The 25,451-nt window shown below is 69.3% G+C and carries 26 protein-coding genes and 1 riboswitch; of the genes, 13 read left to right on the top strand and 13 right to left on the bottom strand.

Annotation, left to right across the window (positions count from 1 at the left end; translation table 11 throughout):
- Position 1: 1 nt before the first annotated feature.
- The 4 genes from rpsF to rplI all read left to right on the top strand — a co-directional run bounded on the left by rpsF (position 2) and on the right by rplI (position 1,686).
- Entirely contained in the window at positions 2–292 is a 291-nt protein-coding gene (gene rpsF, locus C3488_RS00515) for a 30S ribosomal protein S6 (protein ID WP_009189556.1), read from the top strand.
- A gap of 76 nt (positions 293–368) precedes the next feature.
- Entirely contained in the window at positions 369–941 is a 573-nt protein-coding gene (locus C3488_RS00510) for a single-stranded DNA-binding protein (protein ID WP_103837271.1), read from the top strand.
- A gap of 43 nt (positions 942–984) precedes the next feature.
- Entirely contained in the window at positions 985–1,221 is a 237-nt protein-coding gene (gene rpsR, locus C3488_RS00505) for a 30S ribosomal protein S18 (RefSeq protein ID WP_003949403.1), read from the top strand.
- Between the two features lie 18 nt (positions 1,222–1,239).
- A complete protein-coding gene (rplI, locus tag C3488_RS00500) occupies positions 1,240–1,686 on the top strand; it encodes a 50S ribosomal protein L9 (protein ID WP_030786327.1) in 447 nt (148 codons plus the stop codon).
- A gap of 118 nt (positions 1,687–1,804) precedes the next feature.
- Here rplI and C3488_RS00495 read toward each other — a convergent pair whose 3' ends face one another.
- On the bottom strand, positions 1,805–3,142 hold the full coding sequence (locus C3488_RS00495; protein WP_103837270.1) for an MATE family efflux transporter: 1,338 nt from the start codon (positions 3,140–3,142) through the stop codon (positions 1,805–1,807).
- Positions 3,143–3,601: 459 nt separating this feature from the next.
- On the opposite strand from C3488_RS00495, the gene dnaB reads away from it, so the two are divergent.
- Both dnaB and C3488_RS00485 read left to right on the top strand, forming a co-directional pair.
- A complete protein-coding gene (gene dnaB / locus C3488_RS00490) occupies positions 3,602–5,077 on the top strand; it encodes a replicative DNA helicase (RefSeq protein WP_103837269.1) in 1,476 nt (491 codons plus the stop codon).
- Between the two features lie 75 nt (positions 5,078–5,152).
- Positions 5,153–6,538, top strand: a complete 1,386-nt coding sequence (locus tag C3488_RS00485; protein WP_103837268.1) for a serine hydrolase — start codon at positions 5,153–5,155, stop codon at positions 6,536–6,538.
- 63 nt (positions 6,539–6,601) lie between these two features.
- On the opposite strand, the gene C3488_RS00480 is transcribed toward C3488_RS00485, so the two are convergent.
- Complete coding sequence (locus C3488_RS00480; protein WP_103837267.1) at positions 6,602–7,054, bottom strand: GNAT family N-acetyltransferase; 453 nt, start codon at positions 7,052–7,054, stop codon at positions 6,602–6,604.
- A gap of 54 nt (positions 7,055–7,108) precedes the next feature.
- Complete coding sequence (locus C3488_RS00475) at positions 7,109–7,567, bottom strand: MarR family winged helix-turn-helix transcriptional regulator (protein ID WP_103837373.1); 459 nt, start codon at positions 7,565–7,567, stop codon at positions 7,109–7,111.
- A gap of 139 nt (positions 7,568–7,706) precedes the next feature.
- Between C3488_RS00475 and C3488_RS00470 the strand changes: the two genes are divergently transcribed.
- Complete coding sequence (locus C3488_RS00470; RefSeq protein WP_103837266.1) at positions 7,707–8,915, top strand: MFS transporter; 1,209 nt, start codon at positions 7,707–7,709, stop codon at positions 8,913–8,915.
- 63 nt (positions 8,916–8,978) lie between these two features.
- Here the strand turns inward: C3488_RS00470 and C3488_RS00465 are convergent, their stop codons facing one another.
- From C3488_RS00465 to C3488_RS00440, 6 genes are all read right to left on the bottom strand, one after another.
- Positions 8,979–9,845 (bottom strand): GNAT family N-acetyltransferase, encoded by an 867-nt coding sequence (locus C3488_RS00465; RefSeq protein WP_103837372.1) that lies wholly within the window; start codon positions 9,843–9,845, stop codon positions 8,979–8,981.
- Between the two features lie 151 nt (positions 9,846–9,996).
- Positions 9,997–10,479, bottom strand: a complete 483-nt coding sequence (locus C3488_RS00460; protein ID WP_103837265.1) for an NUDIX domain-containing protein — start codon at positions 10,477–10,479, stop codon at positions 9,997–9,999.
- Between the two features lie 166 nt (positions 10,480–10,645).
- A complete protein-coding gene (locus C3488_RS00455) occupies positions 10,646–11,551 on the bottom strand; it encodes a LysR family transcriptional regulator (RefSeq protein ID WP_103837264.1) in 906 nt (301 codons plus the stop codon).
- A 259-nt stretch (positions 11,552–11,810) separates the two neighbouring features.
- Positions 11,811–12,965 (bottom strand): cystathionine gamma-lyase, encoded by a 1,155-nt coding sequence (locus C3488_RS00450; RefSeq protein ID WP_103837263.1) that lies wholly within the window; start codon positions 12,963–12,965, stop codon positions 11,811–11,813.
- Positions 12,962–13,453 carry a low molecular weight protein-tyrosine-phosphatase gene (locus C3488_RS00445; protein ID WP_103837262.1) on the bottom strand — a complete coding sequence of 164 codons (492 nt, stop codon included), beginning with the start codon at positions 13,451–13,453 and terminating at the stop codon, positions 12,962–12,964. Before C3488_RS00445 ends, C3488_RS00450 begins: the two co-directional genes overlap by 4 nt.
- A gap of 9 nt (positions 13,454–13,462) precedes the next feature.
- A complete protein-coding gene (locus C3488_RS00440; RefSeq protein WP_103837261.1) occupies positions 13,463–13,843 on the bottom strand; it encodes a phage holin family protein in 381 nt (126 codons plus the stop codon).
- Between the two features lie 59 nt (positions 13,844–13,902).
- Here C3488_RS00440 and C3488_RS00435 point away from each other — a divergent pair, with 59 nt between their 5' ends.
- The 4 genes from C3488_RS00435 to C3488_RS00420 all read left to right on the top strand — a co-directional run bounded on the left by C3488_RS00435 (position 13,903) and on the right by C3488_RS00420 (position 16,245).
- Positions 13,903–14,220 carry a cupin domain-containing protein gene (locus tag C3488_RS00435; protein ID WP_103837260.1) on the top strand — a complete coding sequence of 106 codons (318 nt, stop codon included), beginning with the start codon at positions 13,903–13,905 and terminating at the stop codon, positions 14,218–14,220.
- A 182-nt stretch (positions 14,221–14,402) separates the two neighbouring features.
- Entirely contained in the window at positions 14,403–14,615 is a 213-nt protein-coding gene (locus C3488_RS00430; protein WP_103837259.1) for a DUF5326 family protein, read from the top strand.
- Positions 14,616–14,856: 241 nt separating this feature from the next.
- Positions 14,857–15,708, top strand: a complete 852-nt coding sequence (locus C3488_RS00425; RefSeq protein WP_181138831.1) for a helix-turn-helix domain-containing protein — start codon at positions 14,857–14,859, stop codon at positions 15,706–15,708.
- Positions 15,709–15,807: 99 nt separating this feature from the next.
- Positions 15,808–16,245, top strand: a complete 438-nt coding sequence (locus C3488_RS00420; protein WP_059127372.1) for an SsgA family sporulation/cell division regulator — start codon at positions 15,808–15,810, stop codon at positions 16,243–16,245.
- A 97-nt stretch (positions 16,246–16,342) separates the two neighbouring features.
- On the opposite strand, the gene C3488_RS00415 is transcribed toward C3488_RS00420, so the two are convergent.
- Entirely contained in the window at positions 16,343–17,785 is a 1,443-nt protein-coding gene (locus C3488_RS00415) for a YibE/F family protein (protein WP_103837257.1), read from the bottom strand.
- A gap of 71 nt (positions 17,786–17,856) precedes the next feature.
- Positions 17,857–18,013: riboswitch (TPP riboswitch) on the top strand.
- Here C3488_RS00415 and thiC point away from each other — a divergent pair.
- On the top strand, positions 18,006–19,790 hold the full coding sequence (gene thiC / locus C3488_RS00410; protein WP_103837256.1) for a phosphomethylpyrimidine synthase ThiC: 1,785 nt from the start codon (positions 18,006–18,008) through the stop codon (positions 19,788–19,790). (Overlaps the previous riboswitch by 8 nt.)
- 244 nt (positions 19,791–20,034) lie before the next feature.
- Here thiC and C3488_RS00405 read toward each other — a convergent pair whose 3' ends face one another.
- From C3488_RS00405 to C3488_RS00395, 3 genes are all read right to left on the bottom strand, one after another.
- On the bottom strand, positions 20,035–20,901 hold the full coding sequence (locus tag C3488_RS00405) for a hypothetical protein (RefSeq protein WP_103837255.1): 867 nt from the start codon (positions 20,899–20,901) through the stop codon (positions 20,035–20,037).
- 192 nt (positions 20,902–21,093) lie between these two features.
- Complete coding sequence (locus tag C3488_RS00400; protein ID WP_103837254.1) at positions 21,094–22,185, bottom strand: metallophosphoesterase; 1,092 nt, start codon at positions 22,183–22,185, stop codon at positions 21,094–21,096.
- Between the two features lie 242 nt (positions 22,186–22,427).
- Positions 22,428–23,540 carry a LacI family DNA-binding transcriptional regulator gene (locus C3488_RS00395; RefSeq protein WP_103837253.1) on the bottom strand — a complete coding sequence of 371 codons (1,113 nt, stop codon included), beginning with the start codon at positions 23,538–23,540 and terminating at the stop codon, positions 22,428–22,430.
- A 591-nt stretch (positions 23,541–24,131) separates the two neighbouring features.
- Between C3488_RS00395 and hisC the strand changes: the two genes are divergently transcribed.
- On the top strand, positions 24,132–25,211 hold the full coding sequence (gene hisC / locus C3488_RS00390; protein ID WP_103837252.1) for a histidinol-phosphate transaminase: 1,080 nt from the start codon (positions 24,132–24,134) through the stop codon (positions 25,209–25,211).
- The last annotated feature ends 240 nt before the right edge of the window (positions 25,212–25,451 follow it).

Raw genomic sequence — 25,451 nt, 5'->3', positions numbered from 1 at the left:
CATGCGTCACTACGAGGTGATGGTCATCCTCGACCCCGATCTCGAGGAGCGCTCTGTCTCCCCGCTGATCGAGAACTTCCTTTCCGTCGTCCGTGACGGTGGCGGAAAGGTCGAGAAGGTCGACACCTGGGGTCGTCGCCGTCTCGCCTACGAGATCAAGAAGAAGCCCGAGGGCATCTACTCGGTCATCGACCTGCAGGCCGAGCCTGCGGTCGTCAAGGAGCTCGACCGCCAGATGAACCTGAACGAGTCGGTCCTCCGGACCAAGGTCCTCCGTCCCGAGACCCACTGAGCCTCCCGCTCAGCTGATCCCGGGATTCGAGTAGCAGCACCAGCAGCCAGCAGCAAACCCGCCGAGAGGTTCCCCCATGGCAGGCGAGACCGTCATCACGGTCGTCGGCAACCTTGTCGATGACCCCGAGCTGCGCTTCACCCCGTCCGGTGCGGCGGTCGCGAAGTTCCGTATCGCGTCCACTCCCCGCACCTTCGACCGTCAGACCAACGAGTGGAAGGACGGCGAAAGCCTCTTCCTGACCTGCTCGGTCTGGCGCCAGGCGGCGGAGAACGTCGCCGAGTCGCTTCAGCGAGGCATGCGCGTCATCGTGCAGGGCCGGCTGAAGCAGCGGTCCTACGAGGACCGTGAGGGCGTCAAGCGCACGGTCTACGAGCTCGACGTCGACGAGGTCGGCGCCAGCCTGCGCAACGCCACGGCCAAGGTCACCAAGACCGCCGGCCGCGGTGGCCAGGGCGGGTACGGCGGCGGTGGCGGCCAGGGCGGCGGCTGGGGCGGCGGCCCCGGCGGCGGTCAGGGCGGTGCTCCGGCCGACGACCCGTGGGCGACCGGCGCTCCCGCCGGCGGCCAGGGCGGAGGCGGCCAGGGCGGCGGCTGGGGCGGTGGCTCCGGCGGCGGTGGCGGCTACTCGGACGAGCCCCCCTTCTAGGCGGGCCGTACCCCACACTTCTTGATCACACAGGAGAAACACCATGGCGAAGCCGCCTGTGCGCAAGCCGAAGAAGAAGGTCTGCGCTTTCTGCAAGGACAAGGTCACGTACGTGGACTACAAGGACACGAACATGCTGCGGAAGTTCATTTCCGACCGCGGCAAGATCCGTGCCCGTCGCGTGACCGGCAACTGCACGCAGCACCAGCGTGACGTCGCCACGGCCGTCAAGAACAGCCGTGAGATGGCGCTGCTGCCCTACACGTCCACCGCGCGCTAAAGGAAGGGTGACCGACTCATGAAGATCATCCTTACCCACGAGGTCTCCGGCCTCGGCGCCGCGGGCGACGTCGTCGACGTCAAGGACGGGTACGCCCGCAACTACCTGATCCCGCGGAAGTTCGCGATCCGCTGGACCAAGGGTGGCGAGAAGGACGTCGAGCAGATCCGTCGTGCTCGCAAGATCCACGAGATCCAGACCATCGAGCAGGCCAACCAGGTCAAGGCCCAGCTCGAGGGCGTGAAGGTCCGCCTGGCCGTCCGCTCCGGCGACTCCGGCCGTCTCTTCGGTTCCGTCACCCCGGCCGACATCGCCTCGGCGATCAAGGCCTCCGGTGGCCCCGAGGTCGACAAGCGCCGCATCGAGCTCGGTGCGCCGATCAAGACGCTGGGCGCCCACGAGACGTCCGTGCGTCTGCACCCCGAGGTGGCCGCCAAGGTCAACATCGAGGTCGTCGCGGCCTGATCGCTGCGCTCGGTCTGAGCAGCTCTGAAAGGGGCCGCACCCTGACGGGTGCGGCCCCTTTCTCATGGCCGAAGTCGTCACCGGACATGTTTGACGGAGCATGTTTCACGTGAAACGGTCAGCGCGTCGCGCCCGTGACGATCCACCGACCGGAGCGGGCGCGCAGCCACAGTGTCAGCATGCGGATCGTCATCATCAGCGTCATCGCCGCCCAGAGTGCGGTGAGTCCGCCGCCGAGCGTCGGGACGAGCAGGGCCACCGGTGCGAAGACGGCCAGGGTGACGACCATCGCCCAGGCGAGGTACGGGCCGTCGCCCGCACCCATCAGCACTCCGTCCAGAACGAAGACGATCCCGCAAACGGGCTGGGACAGTGCCACCATCAGCAGGGCGGGCAGTGCTGTGTCCTTCACCGCGGAGTCGCCGGTGAACAGTGGGAGGAACAGCGGCCGGGCCACGAGCACGAGCAGTCCGAGCACCAGGCCCGCGACGATCCCCCACTGCACCATACGGCGGCATGCTGCGCGGGCGCCCCACGCGTCGTCCGCGCCGAGATAGCGCCCGATGATGGCCTGCCCTGCGATGGCGATCGCGTCCAGCGCGAACGCGAGCAGGCTCCACAGGGACAAGATGATCTGATGCGCGGCGATGTCGGCGTCCCCGAGCCGCGCGGCGACGGCCGTTGCGATCATGAGGATCGCTCGCAGCGAGAGCGTACGGACCAACAGCGGTGCCCCCGCCTGCGCGCAGGCACGTATCCCGGCCGCGTCCGGTCGTAGTGAGGCGCTGTGCCGTCGGGCGCCGCGGACGACGACGTACAGGTACGCGGCCGCCATCCCGCACTGCGCGGCGACGGTGCCCCACGCGGATCCGGCGATACCCAGGCCCGCCCCGTAGACGAGCCCCACGTTGAGGGCGGCGTTCGCCATGAAGCCCGCGACCGCCACGTACAGCGGTGTCCTCGTGTCCTGCAGTCCGCGCAGGACGCCGGTGGCGGCCAGCACCACCAGCATCGCGGGGATGCCGAGTGCCGAGATCCGCAGATACGTCGTCGCATACGGGGCCGCGGTCGGCGAGGCGCCGAAGAGGGTCACGATGCCGGGCGCCGTGGGCAGGACGACGGCGATGACGGCCGCTCCCAGCAGCAGCGCCAGCCAGATGCCGTCCATGCCTTGGCGGATGGCGGATCGTAGATCGCCCGCCCCGACGCGGCGCGCGACCGCGGCCGTGGTGGCATAGGCGAGGAAGACGAAGACGCTGACGGCGGTGGTGAGAAGCGCCGAGGCGACGCCGAGGCCGGCCAGCTGCGCGGTGCCGAGATGGCCGACGATCGCGCTGTCGGCCATCACGAAGAGGGGCTCCGCGATGAGTGCGCCGAAGGCAGGAACGGCCAGTGCGACGATCTCCCGGTCGTGCCGGCGTCCAAGGGCGCGGGGTATCGCGGGAGCCTGTGTCATGACCACCAATCTAATCGTCCACAGGTAAGAGATGCAACGGGGCTACGTCCCTTACCTTAGACGCTGTGTCCCGCCGCGCTGTCCACGGTCGGTGCCGATCTTGATCCGACTGGGGAAGTTTTTCTTCTGCACAAGCGGTGGACGGGAAACCCGCAGGTCACATGGGTTCTTGCGAATCGGCTGAGGGCTTGTTCACAGAGCTGTCCACCGTGTCGTGCACAGGTTTCGCGGAGTTGTCCACAGCGTTGGGCGTCTCGTCCACATGGCCTGTGGATAACCAGATTGGCTGACGGTGCCCAGGGGCCTAACGTGGTCCGGCGCCCACTCCCTCTCCGTCCTCGGACAACGCGCCCGGCCGACGCGTCTGAACCGGAGCTGGGCTTCTCGCTTTGTCAGTGTCGTGTCCTAGAACTGGGGTGCACGGCGAGGTCCGCGCGGCGGACGGGAGGAGGCGGCCCGGTGAGCATTTCCGAGCCCTTGGACGATCAGTGGGCCGACAGCGGCCCCGGCGATCGTGTCCCCGCCTCCCGCCGACGCGGCGAGGGCGGCCGGGGCCGCGACGAGCAGCACGACAGGGGCCCGGACAGCGGCGCGTGGGACGGGGGCGGCCCTGCTTTTGAGCGGGTACCGCCGCAGGACCTGGATGCCGAGCAGTCCGTCCTCGGAGGCATGCTCCTCTCCAAGGACGCGATCGCGGACGTCGTGGAGATCCTGAAGGGCCATGACTTCTACCGGCCTGCGCACGAAACGATCTACCAGGCGATCCTCGACCTGTACGCGAAGGGTGAGCCGGCCGACCCCATCACGGTCGCGGCGGAGCTGACCAAGCGCGGTGAGATCACCAAGGTCGGCGGTGCCTCGTACCTCCACACGCTGGTGCAGACGGTGCCGACCGCGGCGAACGCCGAGTACTACGCGCAGATCGTGCACGAGCGAGCGGTACTGCGGCGCCTCGTGGAGGCCGGTACGCGCATCACGCAGATGGGGTACGCGGCGGACGGCGACATCGACGAGATCGTCAACAGCGCTCAGGCCGAGATCTTCGCGGTGACCGAGCAGCGCACGGCGGAGGACTATCTGCCGCTGAGCGAGATCATGGAGGGGGCCCTCGACGAGATCGAGGCGATCGGGTCACGGTCGGGGGAGATGACCGGTGTGCCGACCGGCTTCACCGATCTGGACCAGCTCACCAACGGTCTGCACCCGGGCCAGATGATCATCATCGCCGCGCGTCCCGCGATGGGTAAGTCGACGCTGGCTCTGGACTTCGCCCGAGCGGCTGCCATCAAGCACAACCTGCCCAGCGTGATCTTCTCGCTCGAGATGGGCCGCAACGAGATCGCGATGCGTCTGCTGTCCGCCGAGGCTCGGGTGGCACTGCATCACATGCGGTCGGGCACGATGACGGACGAGGACTGGACCAGGCTGGCGCGCCGTATGCCGGACGTCTCGGCCGCCCCGCTCTACATCGACGACTCGCCGAACCTGTCGATGATGGAGATCCGGGCGAAGTGTCGTCGTCTGAAGCAGCGCAATGATCTGAAACTGGTCGTCATCGACTACCTGCAGCTGATGCAGTCCGGTTCCAAGCGGTCCGAGAGCCGGCAGCAGGAGGTCTCCGAGATGTCGCGAAACCTGAAGCTGCTGGCCAAGGAGCTGGAGCTGCCGGTGATCGCGCTGTCGCAGCTGAACCGTGGTCCGGAGCAGCGGACGGACAAGAAGCCCATGGTGTCCGATCTGCGTGAGTCGGGTTCGATCGAGCAGGACGCCGACATGGTGATCCTGCTGCACCGTGAGGATGCCTACGAGAAGGAGTCGCCGCGCGCCGGCGAGGCGGACATCATCGTCGGCAAGCACCGTAACGGCCCCACCGCGACGATCACGGTCGCCTTCCAGGGCCACTACTCCCGGTTCGTGGACATGGCGCAGACCTGATCCTTAGCCTCCTGATGAGGGGGCGCCAGGGAAATGGGCTCGACGCGGGGATGCCGTGCCGGGTGGACTGGGGCCATGACGACATCTCAGGAAGAGCTGCTTCCCACCACGCGCCGGGCTCTGCTGCACCGGGTCGCCGTCGCGCAGGCCGAGGGGCGGGCACCGTCATTGGTGGCGGCCGTTGTCCGGGGTGGGCGGACGGTGTGGCACGGGGCGCGATCCTGCGTGGACGGCCATGCTCCGGACGAGAACGTGCAGTACCGGATCGGGTCCATCACCAAGACGTTCACGGCGGTTCTCGTACTGCGGCTGCGTGACGAGGGGGTTCTGGATCTGGGTGATCCGCTGGAGAAGCATCTGCCCGGCACAGGGGTGGGGGAGGCGACCATCGCCGATCTGCTCGCGCATACCGGTGGCCTCGCGGCGGAGTCGCCCGGTCCGTGGTGGGAACGGACGCCCGGTACGCTGCGGCCCGAGCTGGCGGACGTGCTGGGCGAGCATCCCTTGCGGCATCCGGTCGGGCGCAGATTCCACTACTCCAACCCCGGCTACACGCTCCTGGGCGCGCTGGTCGAGGAGGTGCGCCGGGCTCCGTGGGAGGACGTTCTGAGGCGTGAGGTGCTGGAGCCGCTGGGGCTGCATCGGACCGGCGGCCGTCCGCAGGCACCGCATGCGGGCGGGTGGGCAGTGCATCCGTGGGCGGATGTGATGCTGCCGGAGCCTGCCGAGGATCTTGGACGGATGGCCCCGGCCGGTCAACTGTGGTCGACCACCGGCGACTTGGCCCGTTTCGCTGTTTTCCTGGCGCAGGGTGACGAGCGGGTGCTGAGCGCGGAGTCCGTACGGGAGATGCGGACGCCTGCCGCGCCGCCCGAGGCGTCGGATGTGGTCGCGGGTTCCGCGTACGGTCTCGGATTGCGGCTTCAGCGCCTGGATGGCCGTTTCCTGATCGGGCATTCCGGTTCCCTGCCCGGGTTCCTGGCCGATCTCACGCTGAGCGTGGAGGATGACGTGGCTGCCGTCGTGCTGGCCAACTGCACGTCGGGGCCGGCTGTCTCCTCTGTTGCCGCCGACCTCGTGGCGATCGTGGCGGAGGCGGAGCCGCGCATCCCCGAACCGTGGCGGCCGCTGGCCGACGTGGACCGGTCGGCGCTGGAACTGGTGGGGCAGTGGTACTGGGGCACGCAGGGATTCGTCCTGCGGCTGACAGCCGATGGGGGTATCTCGCTCGAGCCGTTGTCCGGTACGGGTCGGCGAGCGCGTCTGCGGCCCAACGGGGACGGCACCTGGACGGGGCTGGACGGCTACTACGCGGGCGAGGTTCTGAAGACGGTGCGACGGCCGGACGGATCGGTGAGCCATCTGGACCTCGGGTCGTTCGTGTTCACGCGCCAGCCGTACGAGGAGGGGGCTTCGGTACCCGGTGGCGTGGACGAGGACGGGTGGAGGGGGATCCGCTAGGTTCCACTGGAGGTCGGGAGGGCCTGTTTCACGTGAAACAGGCCCTTTCACCGGTGAGTGGTGTCAGAGCGGCCGTTTGAAGCCCACGTGCGACGCCTGGAAGCCGAGGCGTGCGTAGAAACGGTGGGCGTCGGTGCGGGTGGCGTCGGAGGTCAGCTGTACCAACTGGCAGTCTTGGCGCCGGGATTCGTCGATCGCCCATTCAATGAGTTGTGTTCCCAGGCCACCGCCGCGTTCGTCGGCATGGATGCGGACGGCCTCGATGATTGAGCGGGTGGCGCCCCTGCGCGACAGTCCGGGAATGATGGTGAGCTGGAGGGTGCCCACCACCCGGCCGTCGCGTACGGCGACCACGAGGTGCTGGTTCGGGTCGCTGCTCACCCGCTTCAGGGCGTTCAGGTAGGGCGTCAGGTCGTCCGGTGACTCACGCTGGGCGCCGAGTGGATCGTCGGCGAGCATGGCGACGATCGCGGGGATATCGCCCGCGACGGCGGGCCGTATGTCGAGTTCTCCCATGCCCGCACCCTAGGGGCCGCTTCGAACGTGCTGGGTGGCCGGGACGGGAGGGCGCTAGGCCGGCACGCCCAAGGACTCGACGACGCGGACCAGTGGTGCCAGTTCCGGCTTGTTCGCCGCCTCGGCGAGGGCTTCGCGGAGAGCGGCGTTGTTGGTGGGACGGGCCTCTTCCAGGAGCTTGAGGCCGGCCTCGGTGACATTGGTGTAGATGCCGCGACGGTCGGTGGGGCAGAGATACCGCGAGAGCAGGCCGCGGTCCTCGAGTCTGGTCACCAGTCGGGTCGTGGCGCTCTGGCTGAGGACCACCGCGTCGGCGACCTGCTTCATCTGGAGATGTCCGCCCTCGCCGTCGTGCTGACGGCTGAGTACATCCAGCAAGGAGTACTCCCGCACGCTCAGCCCGTGTTTGGCCTGGAGCGCGCGTTCGAGGTGGGCCTCGATCCTCCCGTGCAGCAGGGACAGGGCGCACCAGCCCTGGGCGAGGGCGGTGAGCGGGGGGTCCGTCGCTGACATGGCGTTGTCCTCCATCCCGGAGCAGCTCATCCCCAGGATAGAGCACGCGGCGCGATAGACCGCGTTTGCAGACATAGAGCGTCTGCAATTATTGTCGAAGCGTGCAAGATGCTCACACAATCATTGGGAAGGTGTCCCCATGCCCCTCGCTCTTCTGGCCCTCGCCATCGGAGCCTTCGGGATCGGAACCACGGAGTTCGTGATCATGGGTGTGCTGCCCGAGGTCGCGAGCGATTTCGGCGTCTCCATCCCCACCGCCGGGCTGCTCGTGACCGGCTATGCCCTGGGAGTGATGTTCGGGGCTCCGATCATGACGGCGCTCGGTACCAAGGTCCCCCGCAAGCGGATGCTGATGCTTCTGATGGCTCTCTTCGTCGTGGGCAATCTGCTCTCCGCCGTCGCCCCGGTCTTCGGGCTGATGCTGGTGGGCCGGGTGGTGGCCTCCCTGGCTCACGGGGCGTTCTTCGGCATCGGCTCGGTGGTCGCCGCCGATCTGGTCGCACCAGAGAAGAAGGCCGGCGCCATCTCCATGATGTTCAGCGGTCTGACGATCGCCAACGTCGTCGGTGTCCCGCTCGGCACACTCGTCGGACAGTCCGCAGGCTGGCGGGTCACCTTCACACTGGTCGCCGCGCTCGGCGTGGTCGGGCTGCTGGGGGTTGCGAAGCTCGTGCCCGAGATGCCGAGGCCGGAGGGCGTGCATCTGCGCCATGAGCTGGCCGCCTTCAAGAATGCGCAGGTGCTGCTTGCGATGGCGATGACCGTACTCGGCTTCGGCGGTGTGTTCGCGGCCATCACCTATATCGCGCCGATGATGACGCATGTCACCGGCTTCGCGGACAGCTCGGTCACCTGGCTGCTCGTTCTCTTCGGCCTCGGCATGGTCGGCGGGAACCTCCTGGGCGGCAAGTACGCCGACCGTGCGCTGATGCCGATGCTGTACGTGTCACTGGGCGGTCTCGCCCTCGTGCTCGCGCTGTTCACCGTCACCGCGCACACGAAGACGCTCGCCGCCGTCACGATCGTGCTGATCGGCGCCCTCGGGTTCGCGACCGTGCCGCCCCTGCAGAAGCGGGTGCTGGACCACGCGCACGGAGCTCCTACCCTCGCCTCGGCCGCGAACATCGGTGCGTTCAACCTCGGCAACGCCCTGTCGGCCTGGCTCGGTGGCCTGGTCATCGCCGCCGGACTCGGCTACACCGCCCCCAACTGGGTCGGCGCCGTGCTCGCCGTGTCCGCCCTGCTGCTGGCGTTCCTCTCGGCCGCGCTGGAGCGCCGGGAGACGGCCTCGAGCACGGTCGTGGCGGGCGCCGCCCCCAGCGAACGGCGCACCGCCGTGCGCCACTGAGTGGCTCTGCGAACGCGACGCGGGCCCCGGCCCCTGGGGACACGCGTCGCGCTGTGCCTCCGTTCAGCCCGCCGCCACCGTCAGCGGGGCGAAACGCCGGGCCCAGTCGCCGGGCAGGTCCGGGATGCCGTAGGTCATGACCGCGTTGATGCCCGCCGAGATGAGACCCCGCTCCTTCAGCCAGGTCAGCAGGCCCTCGTGCCGTACATCGACATCCGTGCGCAGTGGGCGGTCGGTGTGCGCGGCGAGGGAGGCGACGAGTGCCTTCGCCGTCTCCGTGTCGCGGGCGATGAGGGGACCCACGACATGGGTGTCCATGTTGGGCCAGGCAGCCGCGTATCCGATGATCCGTCCCTTGTCCTCGGCCACCCGCAACTGGTCGGCGAAGGCGGGCAATCGCGTGATCATGTGCGTACGGTCTGCACCGAACACCTCCTCGTCGAGCCGGACGAGGGTGGCAAGGTCCTCCCCGGTGGCCGGACGGGTGGGGACGGCGGGGGACGGTCCGCCGGCCGTGAAGTGCCCACGCACCATCTCGGACCCGCCGATGGCCTTGAAGCCCAGCTCCTCGTACAAGGGACGGCCGTACGGGGTCGCGTACAGCGTGAGCGGGGCAGTGCCCGATTCCGCGACCACATGCCGCATCAACCGGCGGCCGACGCCCTGGCGGGCGTGCCGCTCGGCGACGAGCACCATGCCGATGGCGCAGAGATCGGGACGGTAGCTGGACCCGTACTCGGTGATGACGCACGCGGTGACGAGACCGCCCTCAGGATCGTCGATGCCGTAACCCTTCCCGGCGGCCAGGAGCAGACCCCACTTGTGTTCCTCACGGGGCCAGCCCCGGTCCTCGGACAGGTCGGCGCACGCATGGAGGTCGCGAGGGGTCAGGCGGCGGATGGGCAGAGCGGCGAGGGCAGGTGTCGACACGCTGGTCAGGCTGTCCGACATGAGCCGCCGGCGTCCACCGGTTTGAGGTGTAGCCCACATGCTTTTGGCCATGTCTCACCCGACTGCATGGCACAGGACCCCGACCGCACAGCACGGGACCGGACGTTTCACGTGAAACGCCGGCCGGCTCTCAGCCCAGGTCTGGTGCGTGCATGGCCCGTACGCCCTCGATGTTCCCGTCCAGGTAGTGCCGCAGCGACAGCGGAACAAGATGGACCGAGGCGATGCCCACCCGTGTGAACGGCACCCGCACAACCTCGTACTCCCCGGTGGGCTCCTCGACCTCTGGACCGTGCCGAAGGCGCTCGTCCATCGACTCCAGACGGCAGACGAAGAAGTGCTGGACCTTCACGCCGGTCGCGCCGCCGCCTTCGCCGATGTGCTCCACCGTGTCCACGAAGCAGGGCACGACATCGGTGATCTTGGCACCGAGTTCCTCGTCGACTTCCCTGTGCAGCGCATCGATGACGGTCGTGTCGGACGGCTCGACTCCGCCCCCTGGGGTGACCCAGTAGGGATCCACGCCGGGCTTTGTCCGCTTGATCAGGATCAGATCGTCACCATCCAGCAGGATGGCGCGGGCGGTGCGCTTGACCACGGGACGAACGGTCATGGGAGAAATGTGGCCCAGCATGTTCCACGTGAAACATCGCCCGCCCCACCGCGCACCCCGTCCCAGGGGAACACCGGGCGGTGCGGACGGCGGGCGTCGCATTCGCCGCCGGACCGGACGTCGCGCCGTCACCGGCGCCCACATCCTCGTCACGTATCGTAGCCGCTCAACCCCATTCGCCCGCAGCCCGCAGCAGCCACTCGTGAGCCCGGGCTATGGGCGGCATGGCAAGGGTCCCGGTCCGAACGACGAGGAAGTAGGTCCGCAGCGGGGGAACCGCGGGTTCGTGCAGGGCTACGACCTCACCCCGCTCCAATGCGGAGGCGCACAGATAGCGCGGCAGCACGGCGAGCCCGGCACCGGTGACGGCGCAGCCGAGCACGGCGCGCAGATCGGGGACGATGACCGTGCCGGAGGCAGCCGGGCGGGAGTCGAAGACGGAGGCCCAGTACCGGGAGACGAACGGCAGTGACTCGTGCACCTCGACCACCGGAAGGCTCTCCAGCGCGTAGGCGCCCTTGCGGCGCAGCCTGCCGGGGCCGATGCGGGACGCCCAGCGCGGGGCGGCGACCAGGACGTGTTCCTCGTCGCACAACGGAGTCGCCGTGAGCAGCGCGCCACGCGGTCTGGCCGTGGTGATGGCCAGATCGTGGTGCCCGGCGGCGAGCCCCTCCAGCGTCTCGTCCACGGTTCCGAAGGAGACGCGCAGGGCGAACCCCTGGCCGTTGTCACCGGTCAGTTCCGCGAGCGCGGGCAGCGCGCGCTCCGCGGTGAACTCCGGCGGCCCGGCGAGATGCAGGGTGCGCAGCGACACCTGCTCGTCGAGCCCGGTCTCGGCGATCTCCACCAGGGCGTCGAGATGGGGCGCGGCCTTGTGCGCGAGTTCGTCGCCGATGGTCGTGGGCGTCACCCCGCGGGCCTGGCGCAGGAACAGGGGGCGGCCCAGCTGCCGTTCCAGCGTGCGGATCTGGGAGGTGACCGCCGGCTGGGAGAGGCCGAGCAGCGCCGCGGCACGGGTGAACGAGCCGGCCCGGTGCACCGTGACGAAGGTGCGCAGCAGGGCCAGATCCATGGTGATCCCTCCGCTCCCCGCACCCCCGGACGCGCCCAACTATAAATAAGTCGATAGGTCTCTGTCGCTACCGTGATTGGACACTGACGCACAGTCAACTAGCCTTGTTCGCGCGGTTCTTTGCGCGCGGAACCGGGACGGTCCGAGCCATGAGGGGGGAGGCTCGGACCGTCCGTCGTACGTAGAAGGGCAGCCTTGGCCGACGGACCGGCTCCCCCGAGGTACGTAGCCCAGAGGGTGACCGGTGGCCGGCGCGCGGTCAGTGCGCCGACTCCTCCAGCGCACGGAGCACGTCGGCCACCAGGTCCTCTGGATCCTCGGCGCCGACCGACAGCCGGATGAAGCCTTCCGGTACCGCGTCACCGCCCCAGCGTCCTCGCCGCTCGGCGGTCGACCGCACCCCTCCGAAGCTCGTCGCGTCGTCGACGAGCCGCAGCGCGTCCAGAAAACGCTCGGCACGTGCGCGTGTGGGCAACGTGAACGACACCACACACCCGAAACGCCGCATCTGCTGCGCGGCGACCTTGTGGGACGGGTCGTCCGGCAGGCCGGGATACCGCAGCCCGGTCACCTCGGGTCGGCCGCGCAGCGCCTCGGCGACGGCGAGCGCGTTGGCAGTCTGCCGGTCGGCGCGCAGGTGGAGTGTGGCGAGCGACCGGTGCGCCAGCCAGGCCTCCATGGGACCCGGGATCGCGCCGACGATCTTGCGCCAGCGCCGTACGGAGGTCATCAGCCTGGCGTTCCGGGACGACACATATCCGAGCAGCAGGTCGCCGTGCCCGGTGAGCATCTTGGTGCCGCTGGCCACGGAGAAGTCGGCGCCCAGCTCCAGGGGCCGCTGGCCGAGCGGTGTCGCCAGGGTGTTGTCCACGGCGACGAGGGTGTCCTGCGCGTGGGCCGCCTCGACGAGCCGTCGCACGTCGCAGACGTCCAGTCCCGGGTTGGAGGGGCTCTCGATCCACAGCAGCCTCGCGCCGTCGAGGACACCGAGCTGGGCGTCGCCGGCGGTCGGCGCGGTGCGCACCTCGATGCCGTACGCCGTGAGCTGCTCGCGCACCAGCGGCAGCACCTGGTAGCCGTCCGCGGGCAGCACCACCGTGTCGCCCGCGCGCAGCTGGGAGAACAGGACGGCCGAGATCGCGGCCATGCCGGAGGCGAAGGTGAGTGTCTCCACGCCGTCCTCACCGGGCGCCTCCAGCTCGCCGATGGCACACTCCAGACGGCTCCAGGTGGGGTTCTCGTCGCGCCCGTAGGCGTACGGACCGGTCGGCTCCCCGGGCAGGTGGTAGTGCGCGGCGAAGACGGGACCCGGCAGGGTCGGCTCGTGCTTGACCGGCTCGGGCAGTCCCGCGCGGACCGCGCGTGTGCCGTCGCCGTATCCCGCGCCGGCCGTGCCGGCGTCCCCTGAACTCATGCTGCCCGTCCCTCCACCGTGTCGCGTACCGCGGCGAGCAGGCCGAGGCTCGCCGCCTCCACCATCTCAAGGCACTCCTCGAAGCCGTCCATCCCCCCGTAGTACGGGTCCGGCACGTCGAGATCGCCGTCGGCGGCCGGGTCGTAGGAGCGCAGGAGCCGAACCTTGGCCGCGTCCTCTGGAGTGGACGCGAGGCGGCGCAGGGCCTTCAGGTGTCCGGAGTCCAGGGCGATCACCAGGTCCAGGCGGGAGAACCAGGAGGGCTGGAACTGCCGTGCGACATGATCGCTGTCGTAGCCGTTCTCCTCCAGGACGGCCACGGTGCGCGGATCGGCGCCGTCTCCCTCGTGCCAGCCGCCTGTGCCGGCGCTGTCGACCTCGATCCGGTCGTCGAGACCGGCCTCCTCGATGCGGGCGCGGAAGACGGACTCGGCCATCGGGGAACGGCAGATGTTGCCGGTGCAGACGAAACAGACGCGGTAGGTCATGCGGCTCTCTCAGTCCTTGTCGTCGGGCAGCACGACGTGCAGGGCCCAGGAGACGATCGAGATGATCAGGCCGCCCAGGACGGCGGTCCAGAAGCCCTCGACATGGAAGCTCAGGTCCAGCTTGCCCGCCAGCCACGAGGTGAGCAGCAGCATCAGCGCGTTGACGACCAGGGTGATCAGCCCGAGCGTCAGGATGAACAGCGGGAAGGTCAGCACCTTCACGATCGGCTTGACCAGGAAGTTCACCAGGCCGAACAGCAGTGCCACGACAATGAGCGTGCCTATCTTCCGGCCGGTGCTCGACCCGGTCAGGGTGATCTTGTCGAGGAGCCAGACGGCGACGGCGAGGGCCCCCGCGTTGGCGATCGTCTTGACTACGAAATTCTTCATGTGTCTGATCGTGGCAGACCGGATCACAGGCGAGTACCGAGCAAGGGCGGACAAGGGCGATGAAGGCATTCCGGCTGGACGAACTGGAGGCGGAGCGCGCCGCCAACGAGGGTGCGTACCTGCAGTTCCTGCGGGAGCGGAACATGTCGGTCGGCCTGTACGCGCTCGACGCGGGCGACCTGGACCCGCAGAAGCCGCACCGGCAGGACGAGGTGTACTTCGTCGTCAGCGGACGCGCCTCGATCACCGTCGGCATGGAGACGACCCAGGTCGGGCGGGGCAGCGTCGTCTATGTGCCTGCCGGAGTCCCGCACAAGTTCCACCACATCACGGAGGACCTGAGGGTGCTGGTGGTGTTCTCTCCACCCGAGAGCTGAGGCGCGTCTAGGGGTTCCGTCAGGGGAGGAATCAGGGGAGGACAAGGGATGCGAGACGCCCGCCTCTTCCCTCGGCGGACCTAGCATCGAGGGCAGGACATCGAAGGACCCGCGAGCGCCGTCGCCGGACAGGACGCGGGCCCGAAGACGCACACAGACGTCGAGAGAGAAGGACAAGGGCGATGCGAGAGATCTTCGCGGGTTTGCCGTGGTGGGTGAAGTGGATCGCGGTGCCGGTCATCGCCCTGGTCGTCTTCGGCGGCGTGATCGCGTCCGTCATCGGCTTCGTGATCGGGCTGCTCTTCAAGGTGCTGCTCTTCGTCGCGCTGGTCGGCGGACTCATCTACGTCGTACGGAAGTTCATGTCGAGCTCCACATCCCGCGGCGACTGGTGAGTCGTCCGGCGCGCGCCAGGACGAAGGGCGCTCGACGGCGAGGTGCTCCCTGAGGGCGGGGGCTCAGCGGTAACACGGAACAGGACGTTCCCTCGGGGGAGGGAAGTTTTCCCGGCGACACCGCCGGAGCGCGGTGACGGACCGTTAAAGTCCGGAACTCGCGCGCGGCAGTCCCCGCGCGCGGCGCATCCCCTCTCGTGTCCCCGCACGGGAGGCCGCCCTCGCGCTCCGGGAGTGATCTTTGGCCACGGTTGGTACCGCATCCGCAGAGTCAACCGCTCCGCCCGCACAGCGACGGACCTCACCGGCGGAGGCACACCCCCGACTCCCGCCCGCGCAGCCGTCCTCCACCACCCTCATCGGATCCGTACAGCGCGCGATGCGCCTGCTCGAGGCCGTCGCCGGACGCCCGTACGGAGCCACCGCCAAACAACTGGCCCGCGAGGTCGGCCTGGCGCTTCCCACGGCCTACCACCTGCTGCGCACCCTGACTCACGAGGGCTATCTGCGCCGCGAGAAGGGCCTGTTCTTCCTCGGCGAGGCGGCCGAGCGGCTGAGCGCCGGCGCAGCCCAGCAGAAACGTCGCAGCATGGTGGACGACGCGCTCGCACAATGGCGTGATTCCATCGGCGTCCCCGTCTACTACGCGGTCTATCGCGACGGAGAGATCGACGTCCTGGGCGTCGCCGACACCCCCGGCAACCCGGCGGTGGAGGAGTGGGCCGACTTCCGGGAGACCGGCCACGCCCATGCGATCGGCCAGTGCCTGCTGTCCCAGCTCGACGACGAGGCCCGCCGAGACCACCTCGACCGCTACCCCGTTCGGGCGATCACGCCGTACACCGTTCATGACGAGCGCGTGTTCCTCAGGCGACTGAAGGGCTTGCAGCGCACAGAACCCGTCATCGAGCGCCAGGAGTACGCGATCGGGACGGTCTGTGCCGCGATTCCCCTGACCGTGGGGTCGACGGCCGCGACGATGGCGATCTCCCTGCCGTCCTGTGAGGCTGATCGGCTGCTGCCGGTGGCAGGCCGACTCCAGGAGGAGATCGGACGGATGCTCGGGACACTCGCCCTCTCTATCAGCATCTGAAAACTCACTCCTTGTGATCTGCCATGTACGTTCAGCAAACTTCCAGCAGGTGTCAGGGGATGCTTCCTGGCCAGTCCACGGCTACTGACGGGGTAGACGATGCGCGAGTCGGTACAGGCAGAGGTGATGATGAGCTTTCTCGTCTCGGAGGAGCTCTCGTTCCGCATTCCGGTGGAGCTGTGTTATGAGACCTGTGATCCCTATGCCGTCCGGCTGACCTTCCACTTGCCCGGGGACGCGCCCGTGACCTGGGCGTTCGGGCGCGAGCTGCTGGTCGACGGAGTGGGCCGGCCGTGCGGCGACGGAGATGTGCACATCGCACCCGCCGAGCCGGACACCTTCGGCGATGTGCTGATCCGGCTCCAGGTGGGTGCCGACCGGGCGCTGTTCCGGTCCGGGGCGGTGCCGCTGGTCGCGTTCCTTGACCGTACGGACAAGCTGGTGCCGCTCGGTCAGGAGGGCTCCCTCGCCGACTTCGACGCACATCTGGACGAGGCGCTGGACCGGATCCTGGCCGAGGAGCAGAGCGCGGGCTGAGGCCGCGGTTCGGTGCCGTAACGGTTCCTCGCGGAGCCGTGTGGGGCGCGGTGGGTGCTGTAACGCTTCTGCGGTGCGTCCCTGCGGCGCGGGCGCCTCAGTGCCTGCGGCGCCGCCCGCGCCCGCCGCGGGCCGGGACGGCGGCCGGAGCGGCGGACCGGTCGGAGCGGTCCGAGCGGTCGGCGGAGACCACCAGGGCGGCCAGTGCCGTGGTCACCGGCACCGAGGCGACCAGGCCGATCGAACCGACGAGCGTGCGCACGATCTCCTCCGCGACCAGCTCGCTGTCGGCAACGGTGACCACGCTGCTCTGCGCGATCGAGAACAGCAGCAACAGCGGCAGAGCGGCACCCGCGTAGGCCAGGACGAGCGTGTTGACGACCGACGCGATGTGGTCGCGCCCGATGCGGATGCCCGCACGGTACAGACCACGCCAGCCCATCGACGGGTTCGCCTCGTGGAGCTCCCAGACCGCCGAGGTCTGCGTCACCGTCACATCGTCGAGGACGCCGAGCGAGCCGATGATGACGCCGGCCAGCAGCAGGCCGCTCATGTCGATACCCGGGTAAAGGCCGTGAATCAGGCCGGTGTTGTCGTCGGTGTTGCCGGTCAGCGCGGCCCAGCCGATGAACAGGGAGCCCAGCACGCCGATCAGGGACAGGGAGATGAGCGTGCCGAGCACCGCCACCGACGTGCGTGCCGAGAGTCCGTGGCACATGTAGAGGGCGATCAGCATGATGGCGCTGGACCCGACCACGGCCACGAGCAGCGGATTCGAGCCCTGCAGGATCGCCGGCAGGATGAACAGGCTCAGCACCAGGAAGCTGACGGCCAGTGCGATGAGGGCCATCACACCGCGCATCCGGCCGACGACCACCACGGCGATGGCGAAGATGCCGGCCAGCAACGCCATGGGGACCTTGCGGTTCACATCCGCCACCGAGTACTGCAGGTCCCTCGGGGCGGACGGCTCGTAAGCGACCACGACCTTCTCGCCCTGATGCAACTGACGTGACTGGTCCGGCTGGACGATCTCCGTGAACGTCCGGCCCTGGTCCTTGCCCGTGTCGACGCGCACCGTCGCCTTCTTGCAGGTGCCGGTCGACTGCTGCTGGGCCGAGGAGCCCTCGGCCGTGGAGGTGTCGCCGGTGGGGGTGTCACCCGAGGCGTTCACGGACTTGCAGTCCACCTCCACCACCCTGGTGACCGTGGCCTGCTGGGTCTGCCGGTCGAACCCCACGCCGGTGCGCTTGTGCGACGGCACTCCACCGGGCCACAGCACGACGAGACCGACCACCACGGCTGCCGTGAAGGGGATGAGGATCGCGGCGATGACCCTGCGCAGGTGCCGCGACACGGGAGCCGCCGGGCCATGGCTGTGGCTGTGCGAGTGCCCGTGCCCGCTCTTCCCGTGCCCGTGCCCGCCGTGCGCTCCCTGCCCGTGCTCGCCGCTCGGCCCATGGCCACGTGCGTCGCCCTGGCCGTGGCCGTGGGGTGGGTCGGGCGGTGGGTACGGTGGTGGATGCTGTGTCGTGGTCACCGAGGCATCATCGCAAGAAGGTGTGAGGCCCACTGTTCAGCTCGCGCAAAGAGACGCTAGCGTGGGAGGACCTTTGCACACGCGGGAGCTCGGAGCACCGGGCTGAGAGGGCGCTGACCTCCGCTGACGCGATGTTTCACGTGGAACATCGGCGGGCGGAAACCGCTGCGTCGACCGCTGAACCTGTTACCGGGTAATGCCGGCGTAGGGAGTAGGTCTCATGACCAACAAGGACGTACGCACCCCTGCCTCCGTTCAGGGCGAACAGTCCCAGGAGGCCGGACAGTCCATCGGCTGGCACAAGGCGTACATCGAGGGCTCACGCCCCGATGTGCGAGTGCCGGTCCGGCGGGTGCACCTCACCAACGGGCAGTCGGTCACGCTGTACGACACCTCCGGCCCGTACACCGACCCACTTGTCCAGACGGACGTCCGCAGGGGCCTGGCCCCCTTGCGGGAGAACTGGATCACCGCCCGCGGCGACACCGAGGAGTACGCGGGCCGTCCCGTCCGCCCGGAGGACGACGGCATCAAGCACACCTCGCCTCGGGGCGGACTGCGCAACCTCGACGCGGTGTTCCCGGGGCGGCCGCGTCAGCCGCGCCGCGGCCGCGACGGCAAGGCGGTGACGCAACTGGCGTATGCACGCCGTGGGGAGATCACGCCCGAGATGGAGTTCGTCGCCCTCCGGGAGAACGTGTCCCCGGAGGTGGTGCGCGAAGAGATCGCGGCAGGCCGTGCGGTCCTCCCGACCAACGTCAACCACCCCGAGATCGAGCCGATGATCATCGGCAAGCGGTTCCTGGTGAAGGTCAACGCCAACATCGGCAACTCCGCGGTGACCTCCTCAATCGAGGAGGAGGTCGAGAAGATGACCTGGGCGACCCGCTGGGGCGCCGACACGGTCATGGACCTGTCCACCGGCCGCAACATCCACACCACGCGCGAGTGGGTGCTGCGCAACTCCCCCGTGCCGATCGGCACGGTGCCGCTCTACCAGGCCCTCGAGAAGGTCGACGGGAAGGCCGAGGAACTGACCTGGGAGATCTACAAGGACACGGTCATCGAACAGGCCGAGCAGGGCGTGGACTACATGACGGTGCACGCGGGGGTGCGTCTGCCGTACGTGCCGCTGACCGCGAACCGCAAGACCGGCATCGTCTCGCGTGGCGGCTCGATCATGGCGGCGTGGTGCCTCGCCCACCACAAGGAGTCGTTCCTGTACGAGCACTTCGAAGAACTGTGTGAAATCCTCGCCGCCTACGACGTCACGTACTCGCTGGGCGACGGCCTCAGGCCCGGCTCCATCGCGGACGCCAACGACGAGGCACAGTTCGCCGAACTGCGCACGCTCGGGGAACTCGGCCGGATCGCCAGGCGCTTCAACGTACAGACCATGATCGAGGGCCCGGGACACGTCCCGATGCACAAGATCAAGGAGAACATCGACCTTCAGCAGGAGATCTGCGATGAAGCGCCGTTCTATACGCTCGGCCCGCTGACGACGGACATCGCGCCGGCGTACGACCACATCACCTCCGGTATCGGCGCCGCGATGATCGCCTGGTGGGGCACGGCCATGCTCTGCTACGTCACCCCCAAGGAGCACCTGGGCCTGCCCAACCGCGACGACGTCAAGACCGGCGTGATCACCTACAAGATCGCCGCGCATGCGGCCGACCTCGCCAAGGGGCATCCGGGTGCGCAGGCGTGGGACGACGCGCTGTCCGACGCGCGCTTCGAGTTCCGCTGGGAGGACCAGTTCAACCTGGCCCTCGACCCGGACACGGCCCGCGACTTCCACGACGAGACCCTCCCGGCGGAGCCGGCCAAGACCGCCCACTTCTGCTCGATGTGCGGTCCGAAGTTCTGCTCGATGAAGATCTCCCAGGACATCCGCCGCGAACACGGCGGCAGCCGGGAGCAGATCGCGGAGGGCATGGCACAGAAGTCGAGGGAGTTCGCCGAGGCGGGAAACCGGGTGTACCTGCCGATCGCCGACTGACCTGGCAGTGCCGCCGGCGTTCCGTCAAGCGGTGCCCTCCGGCCTGTGCCGTCGCTGCGCAGGCCGGAGGGGCCGACTCGCTCTCGCCCGAGCGCGGAACGGAAAGACCACGACGAGCCCGCGTCTTCAATGAGCGGGCCGGACGCCGGTTGCCGGCCGGGGGCGGTGCCACTCCGGGGATGGTCCGGAGATGGGCGCCCCGGCCTTGCGCACTTCGCGGGTGACCGGACGTCGGCCGGGTCCGTCACTCCGGCGTGTGCTCCGGCCCCCCGAAATCCGGGCTGGTGAAGTCGGGGCTGGTGAAGCTGGGGCGGGTACCGGTGGCCGGGCCGCTGTCGGGGCTGGTGAACCCCGGACGGTCGTAGCCGAGGTGCGGGATACGGCCGGCGGCCGCCTCCGGCGCCTTCCGGGTCATCGCGGCCGTGCCCGGATCGCTGAGCGCCTCACGGAGGAACGGCAGGATGCCGCGCTCCAGCAGCGCCTCGTGCCAGGCGTCCCTGGCCCGGGACACCTCCGCCGTCAAGGCGCCCGACGCGTCCGCCTCTTGTGCCGATGAGCTGTTGCGCAGGGCGGTGAGCAGCAGGCCGATCGCGGCGACCAGGATCGACGCCGCGGTCACCGCGCCGAAGACCCACCCGGTGGTCAGGAGCGTCCGGGCGAACGCCTGATCGGGATTGACCATCTTCAGGATGTACCCCACGAGCAGGAAGATCGCCGCGGCGGCGCCCGCGAGGAAGGGGGCGAGGACCGCGATGACGGCACCGGTCCCGGCGCTCGCGGCGGCCTCTCCCACGGTGGCCGCGAGCCCCAGGGCGTCCAGGTCCGCCTCCGGGGCACCGGGGGCGCTGTCCTGGACGATCGGGGTGGACGGCGCCGGCCGGCGCAGTTCCTCGCGGACCATCACGTAGTGCTGGTACTCGGTGGCCGCCGCCGCGGTGATGAGGGCGGTGGCGTTCAGCGCCATGGTGCGCAACTGTTCGGGGTTCAGCCGCTGACCCACAGCGGCCAGATCCGGACGGTGTGGTGCGGAGCGCAGCGCCTCATCGAGGACCCGCTCGTAGTCCTGGCGGTCCTCGCTCAGCAGGTGCTGCGGAACGCTGTTCATGTGCATCCCCCGATGCTCCGTAGGGCTTGGGACTCGGCATGCTGACGAGCCGTCGGGCAGAAACGGAGGGGAGCCTGCTACGGATAAGCCGATGGTAGAGCGGTGACGGCGCGCGGTGACAGGGGCTTTCCGGAAAATGGCCCCGGCCTGCGCTCCTCTGCGCGGTCCTCCGTCGGGGGATGTCTGTCCGGGGAAAGGTCAGATATCCAGGGGCAGTTGCTGGACCAGCAGCTTTCCGGCCATGGTCACGCCGCCGTCCATCGCGATCGCCAGTCCGTCCGCGTAGATGTGCGGTCCCTCGACCATCGGACCCGTGCTGTCCTCGCCGTCCTCCGAGCCGACCTCTCCGAGGAGGTAGGGAATGGGGCTGTGGCCGTGGACGATGCGCCTGCCGCCGTACGTGTCCAGCAGGGACCGTACGGCGTCGGCGCCGCCTTCGTCGCGGAAGGAGAAGCGCTTGGTGAACTTGCGGAAGAGGTCCCACACCTCGTCCGCGTCGTTGCGGGTGAGCGTCTCGCGGATGGTGTCGTTGACCGCCTCGATGGAGTCGCCGTAGTCGAGGTAGGCGGTGGTGTCCGAGTGGACCAGCAGGTGCCCGTCGACCTCCTCCACCGCGTCGAGGCGGGCCATCCACTGCAGGTGGTGGTCCTGCAGGCGGTCCATGTCGGTCTTCTGGCCGCCGTTGAGCAGCCAGGCCGCCTGGAAGGTGGCGGTGCCCGCGCCGGAGTTGACCGGCGTGTCGCCGAACCGCTTGGCGCCGAGCAGCAGCAGCTCGTGGTTGCCCATGAGCGCCTTGCAGTAGCCGCCGGCCGCCGCCGCCTCCGCCGACAGCCGCATCACCAGGTCGATGACGCCGATGCCGTCGGGCCCGCGGTCGGTGAAGTCGCCGAGGAACCACAGCCGCGCCGTGCCCGCGCACCAGCTCCCCTGGGCGTCGATGAGGCCCTTCTCCTGGAGCGCCGCCACGAGCTGGTCGAGATAGCCGTGCACGTCACCGACGACGAACAGCGGACCGGGACCCTCCGAGGACTGCGGAGCGGGCGCGGACGTGGGAGCGACGTTCACCTGGAGCGTGTCACCGCGGTTGACGACCGGGAGATCCCGTTCGGTGGGCGTGTAGGCGTCGGAGTAGCCGCGGGGGTAGGCCTCCGGGGCGGCGGGTCCGGTGACCTGGTCCTGGGGCGTGCTCTGCGCGTACGGACCGGCGTCGTGGACGTACGCGGGCACCCGGAAGTCGCGCAACGTCGCCGTCCGCTCCACCTCGGGTCCCTGACCGGCCCCCTGAGTCATCGACCCCTCCACCTCGCGCCGCATCTGCACCGCATCGGACTGCCTGGTCGCAGCGGCCCGCGGTGTCGTGGGCCCATCATAGGAATGCGGATCGCGCCATGTGATGACCCAGGGGTGGTGAATCGGGGAAGCCCTCCAGTTCACCGCGGCATTCGCCCTAAATGGGCGGGGCTTTCCCGCCGGTGCTCCGGTCGTCGGGCGCCCGTGGGCGACTGGTGCGTCACCCGCGGGCCCCGTGCGGGCTACCTCTGGTCGGGCGACCGGGGCGGGCTGACCGTGGTGCGGTGCGGGCGTCGCTCGGACGACGTACGCACGATCAGTTCGGTCGGTATCACCTGCTCGACCGGCTGCTCCGGCTGGACACCCTCGATGGCGTCGATGAGGAGCTGGACCACCGCGGTGCCGATCCGGCGCGGTTTGAGGGAGAGCGTGGTGACGGGAGGCTCGGTGTTGGCGTACACGGCGGACTCGCTGCAGCACACGAGCAGCAGGTCGTCCGGGACGCGCAGGCCGTAGCGGCGGGCTGCGGCGAGCAGGTCGGTGCCGTTCGGGTCGAAGAGCCCGTAGACCGCGTCGGGGCGGTCCGGACGGGCCAGCAGCCGGTCGGCGGCGACGGCGCCCGCGCACGGGTCGTGTGCCGGGTAGGCCTCGTAGACCGGGTCCTGTCCTACGCGCTCGCACCAGTTGAGGTACGCGGTCGTGGACAGGTGCGTATACGTGTCCGTCGTCGTGCCGGTCAGCAGCCCGATGCGGCGGGCGCCCGCTTCCGCGAGGTGGTCGAGGATGCCGAGGACGGCGGCCTCGTGGTCGTTGTCGACCCAGGCGGTGACGGGGAGGGAGCCGGCCGGGCGGCCGTCGGAGACGACCGGTAACCCCTGCCGGACCAGCTCGGTGACCACCGGGTCGTGGTCGGAGGGGTCGATGACCACCGTGCCGTCCAGGGCGACGTTCGACCACACGTCGTGCCGCGAGGTGGCGGGCAGGATGACCAGGGCGTATCCCCGGGCGAGCGCGGCGGAGGTGGCGGCCCTGGCCATCTCCGCGAAGTACGCGAATTCGGTGAAGGTGAAAGGTTCATCCCCGTACGTCGTCACGGTCAGGCCGATGAGGCCCGACTTGCCGGTACGGAGGGTGCGGGCCGCGGCCGAGGGGCGGTAGCCCAGCCGGTCGGCGACCTCGCGGACGTGGCGCCGGGTGGCGTCCGGCAGCCGGCCCTTGCCGTTGAGGGCGTCGGAGACGGTCGTGATGGAGACCCCGGCGGCGGCGGCCACGTCTCTGATGCCCGCCCGGCCCGGCCGGCTGCCTCGGCGGGAGGTCTCGGCCCGGCTCACCTGGTGCTTCCCTGCTGCTGTCATGGCGAGCCGATAGTAGGGCTCATGTGGTGGGGTAGTGCGGACGCATATGCACCCGTTGACAGATACGTTTCTGCATGATCGAAAAAAGCCAAGTGCCTGCGAATGCAAGGGGCTTGAACGATCCAAGGTCAATAGATGGCGTGACGGCCCGCGTGGGCCTGTCGAGGTGGCCATATTGCGAAGAGGTCTCAACTCACCTTCACGAGGGATGCGCGCCACGGCGTGAGCCACCGGCGCGTGCCACATGGGGCGACGCGCCCCTGGCTTCACGCGCCTTCCCGCGGTGATGTACGCGGGCTCCTGTGGCGATCTGTCCGGGTGGGTACGGCGATCCGTCCGAGTTGGTACGGCCGCCCGCCTGCCTCTGTACGGCCGCCCGCCTCACCTCTGTACAGCTACCCGCCTGCCTCCGCGCGGCCACCCGCCGTCTCCGTACGGCCACCCGCCCGGCCGCCGCCCTTCCATGCCGTGATCCACAGGGCGGAGCGGTTGTCCACAGCCCATTCGCAGCGGCCTCGAATCCTCATAAGGTGAGAAGCATTGGACGCCGGTGGCGGTCACGAGCCGGTGGTGTGCGCGAGGAGGACTGCGGTGAGCGAGACGAGCCCGAGGCTGCGTGCCGAGCTGGACGATATCCCCACCTACAAGCCCGGCAAGCCTGCCGCGGCCGGCGGCCCGGTGGCCTACAAGCTGTCCTCGAACGAGAATCCGTACCCTCCGCTGCCGGGTGTGCTGGAGACGGTGACCACGATGGCCGCGTCCTTCAACCGCTACCCGGACATGGCGTGCACGGGGCTGATGAGCGAGCTGTCGGAGCGCTTCGGGGTCCCCCAGTCGCACCTCGCGACCGGGACGGGCTCGGTCGGTGTGGCGCAGCAGCTGCTGCAGGCCACGAGCGGCCCGGGCGACGAGGTGATCTACGCCTGGCGGTCCTTCGAGGCATACCCGATCATCACCCGAATCAGTGGTGCGACAGCGGTGCAGGTGCCGCTGACCGAGGGCGACGTGCACGACCTGGACGCGATGGCCGACGCGATCACCGGCCGGACCCGGCTGATCTTCGTCTGCAACCCGAACAACCCGACGGGCACCGTAGTGCGCCGGGAGGAGCTGGAGCGCTTCCTGGACCGTGTGCCGGGCGATGTTCTGGTCGTCCTCGACGAGGCGTACCGCGAATTCGTCCGTGACGTCGAGGTGCCGGACGGCATCCAGCTGTACCGCAAGCGGCCGAACGTGTGCGTGCTGCGCACCTTCTCCAAGGCGTACGGCCTCGCCGGGCTGCGTGTCGGCTTCGCGGTCGCGCATGAGCCGGTGGCCGCGGCGCTGCGCAAGACGGCGGTGCCGTTCGGCGTCAGCCAGCTGGCGCAGGAGGCGGCGATCGCCTCGCTGCGCGCGGAGGACGAGCTGCTCGGCCGGGTCGGCTCGCTGGTGTGCGAACGGACGCGCGTGGTGGACGCGCTGCGCGCCCAGGGCTGGACGGTGCCCGAGACGCAGGCGAACTTCGTGTGGCTGCGGCTGGGGGAGCGCACGATGGACTTCGCGGCCACTTGTGAGCAGGCCGGTGTGGTCGTGCGGCCCTTCCCGGGCGAGGGGGTGCGCGTGACGATCGGCGAGGCCGAGGCGAACGACATCTTCATGAAGGTCGCGGAGGGCTTCCACAAGGAGCTCTAGGCCCGGCCTTCGGACCAGCCCAGTGGAGTCCTCCCGGGTCCCGCGCGAGTGGCGTGGGGCCCGGGCCGGGGCGGGATTGTGCCAGATGCCGAACAGGCCCGCCTTAGGACCCCCCACCCCTCCGGCTTGCGACTGCCATGCGCCATAATTGCTTGTGAATGTGAACGCGTTCACAAGCGGGCCCGATTGTTCCCGCGATGAGTGGGGCACACCGGGCAAACTGCCGCGTGACCGTGGCGA

Origin of the sequence: Streptomyces sp. Ru72, from assembly GCF_002920635.1 — a bacterium.
In the GTDB taxonomy this organism is placed as follows: Bacteria; Actinomycetota; Actinomycetes; order Streptomycetales; family Streptomycetaceae; genus Streptomyces.
The sequence above is the reverse complement of the archived record's forward strand: the minus strand, read 5'-3'. Positions and strand labels throughout refer to the sequence as shown.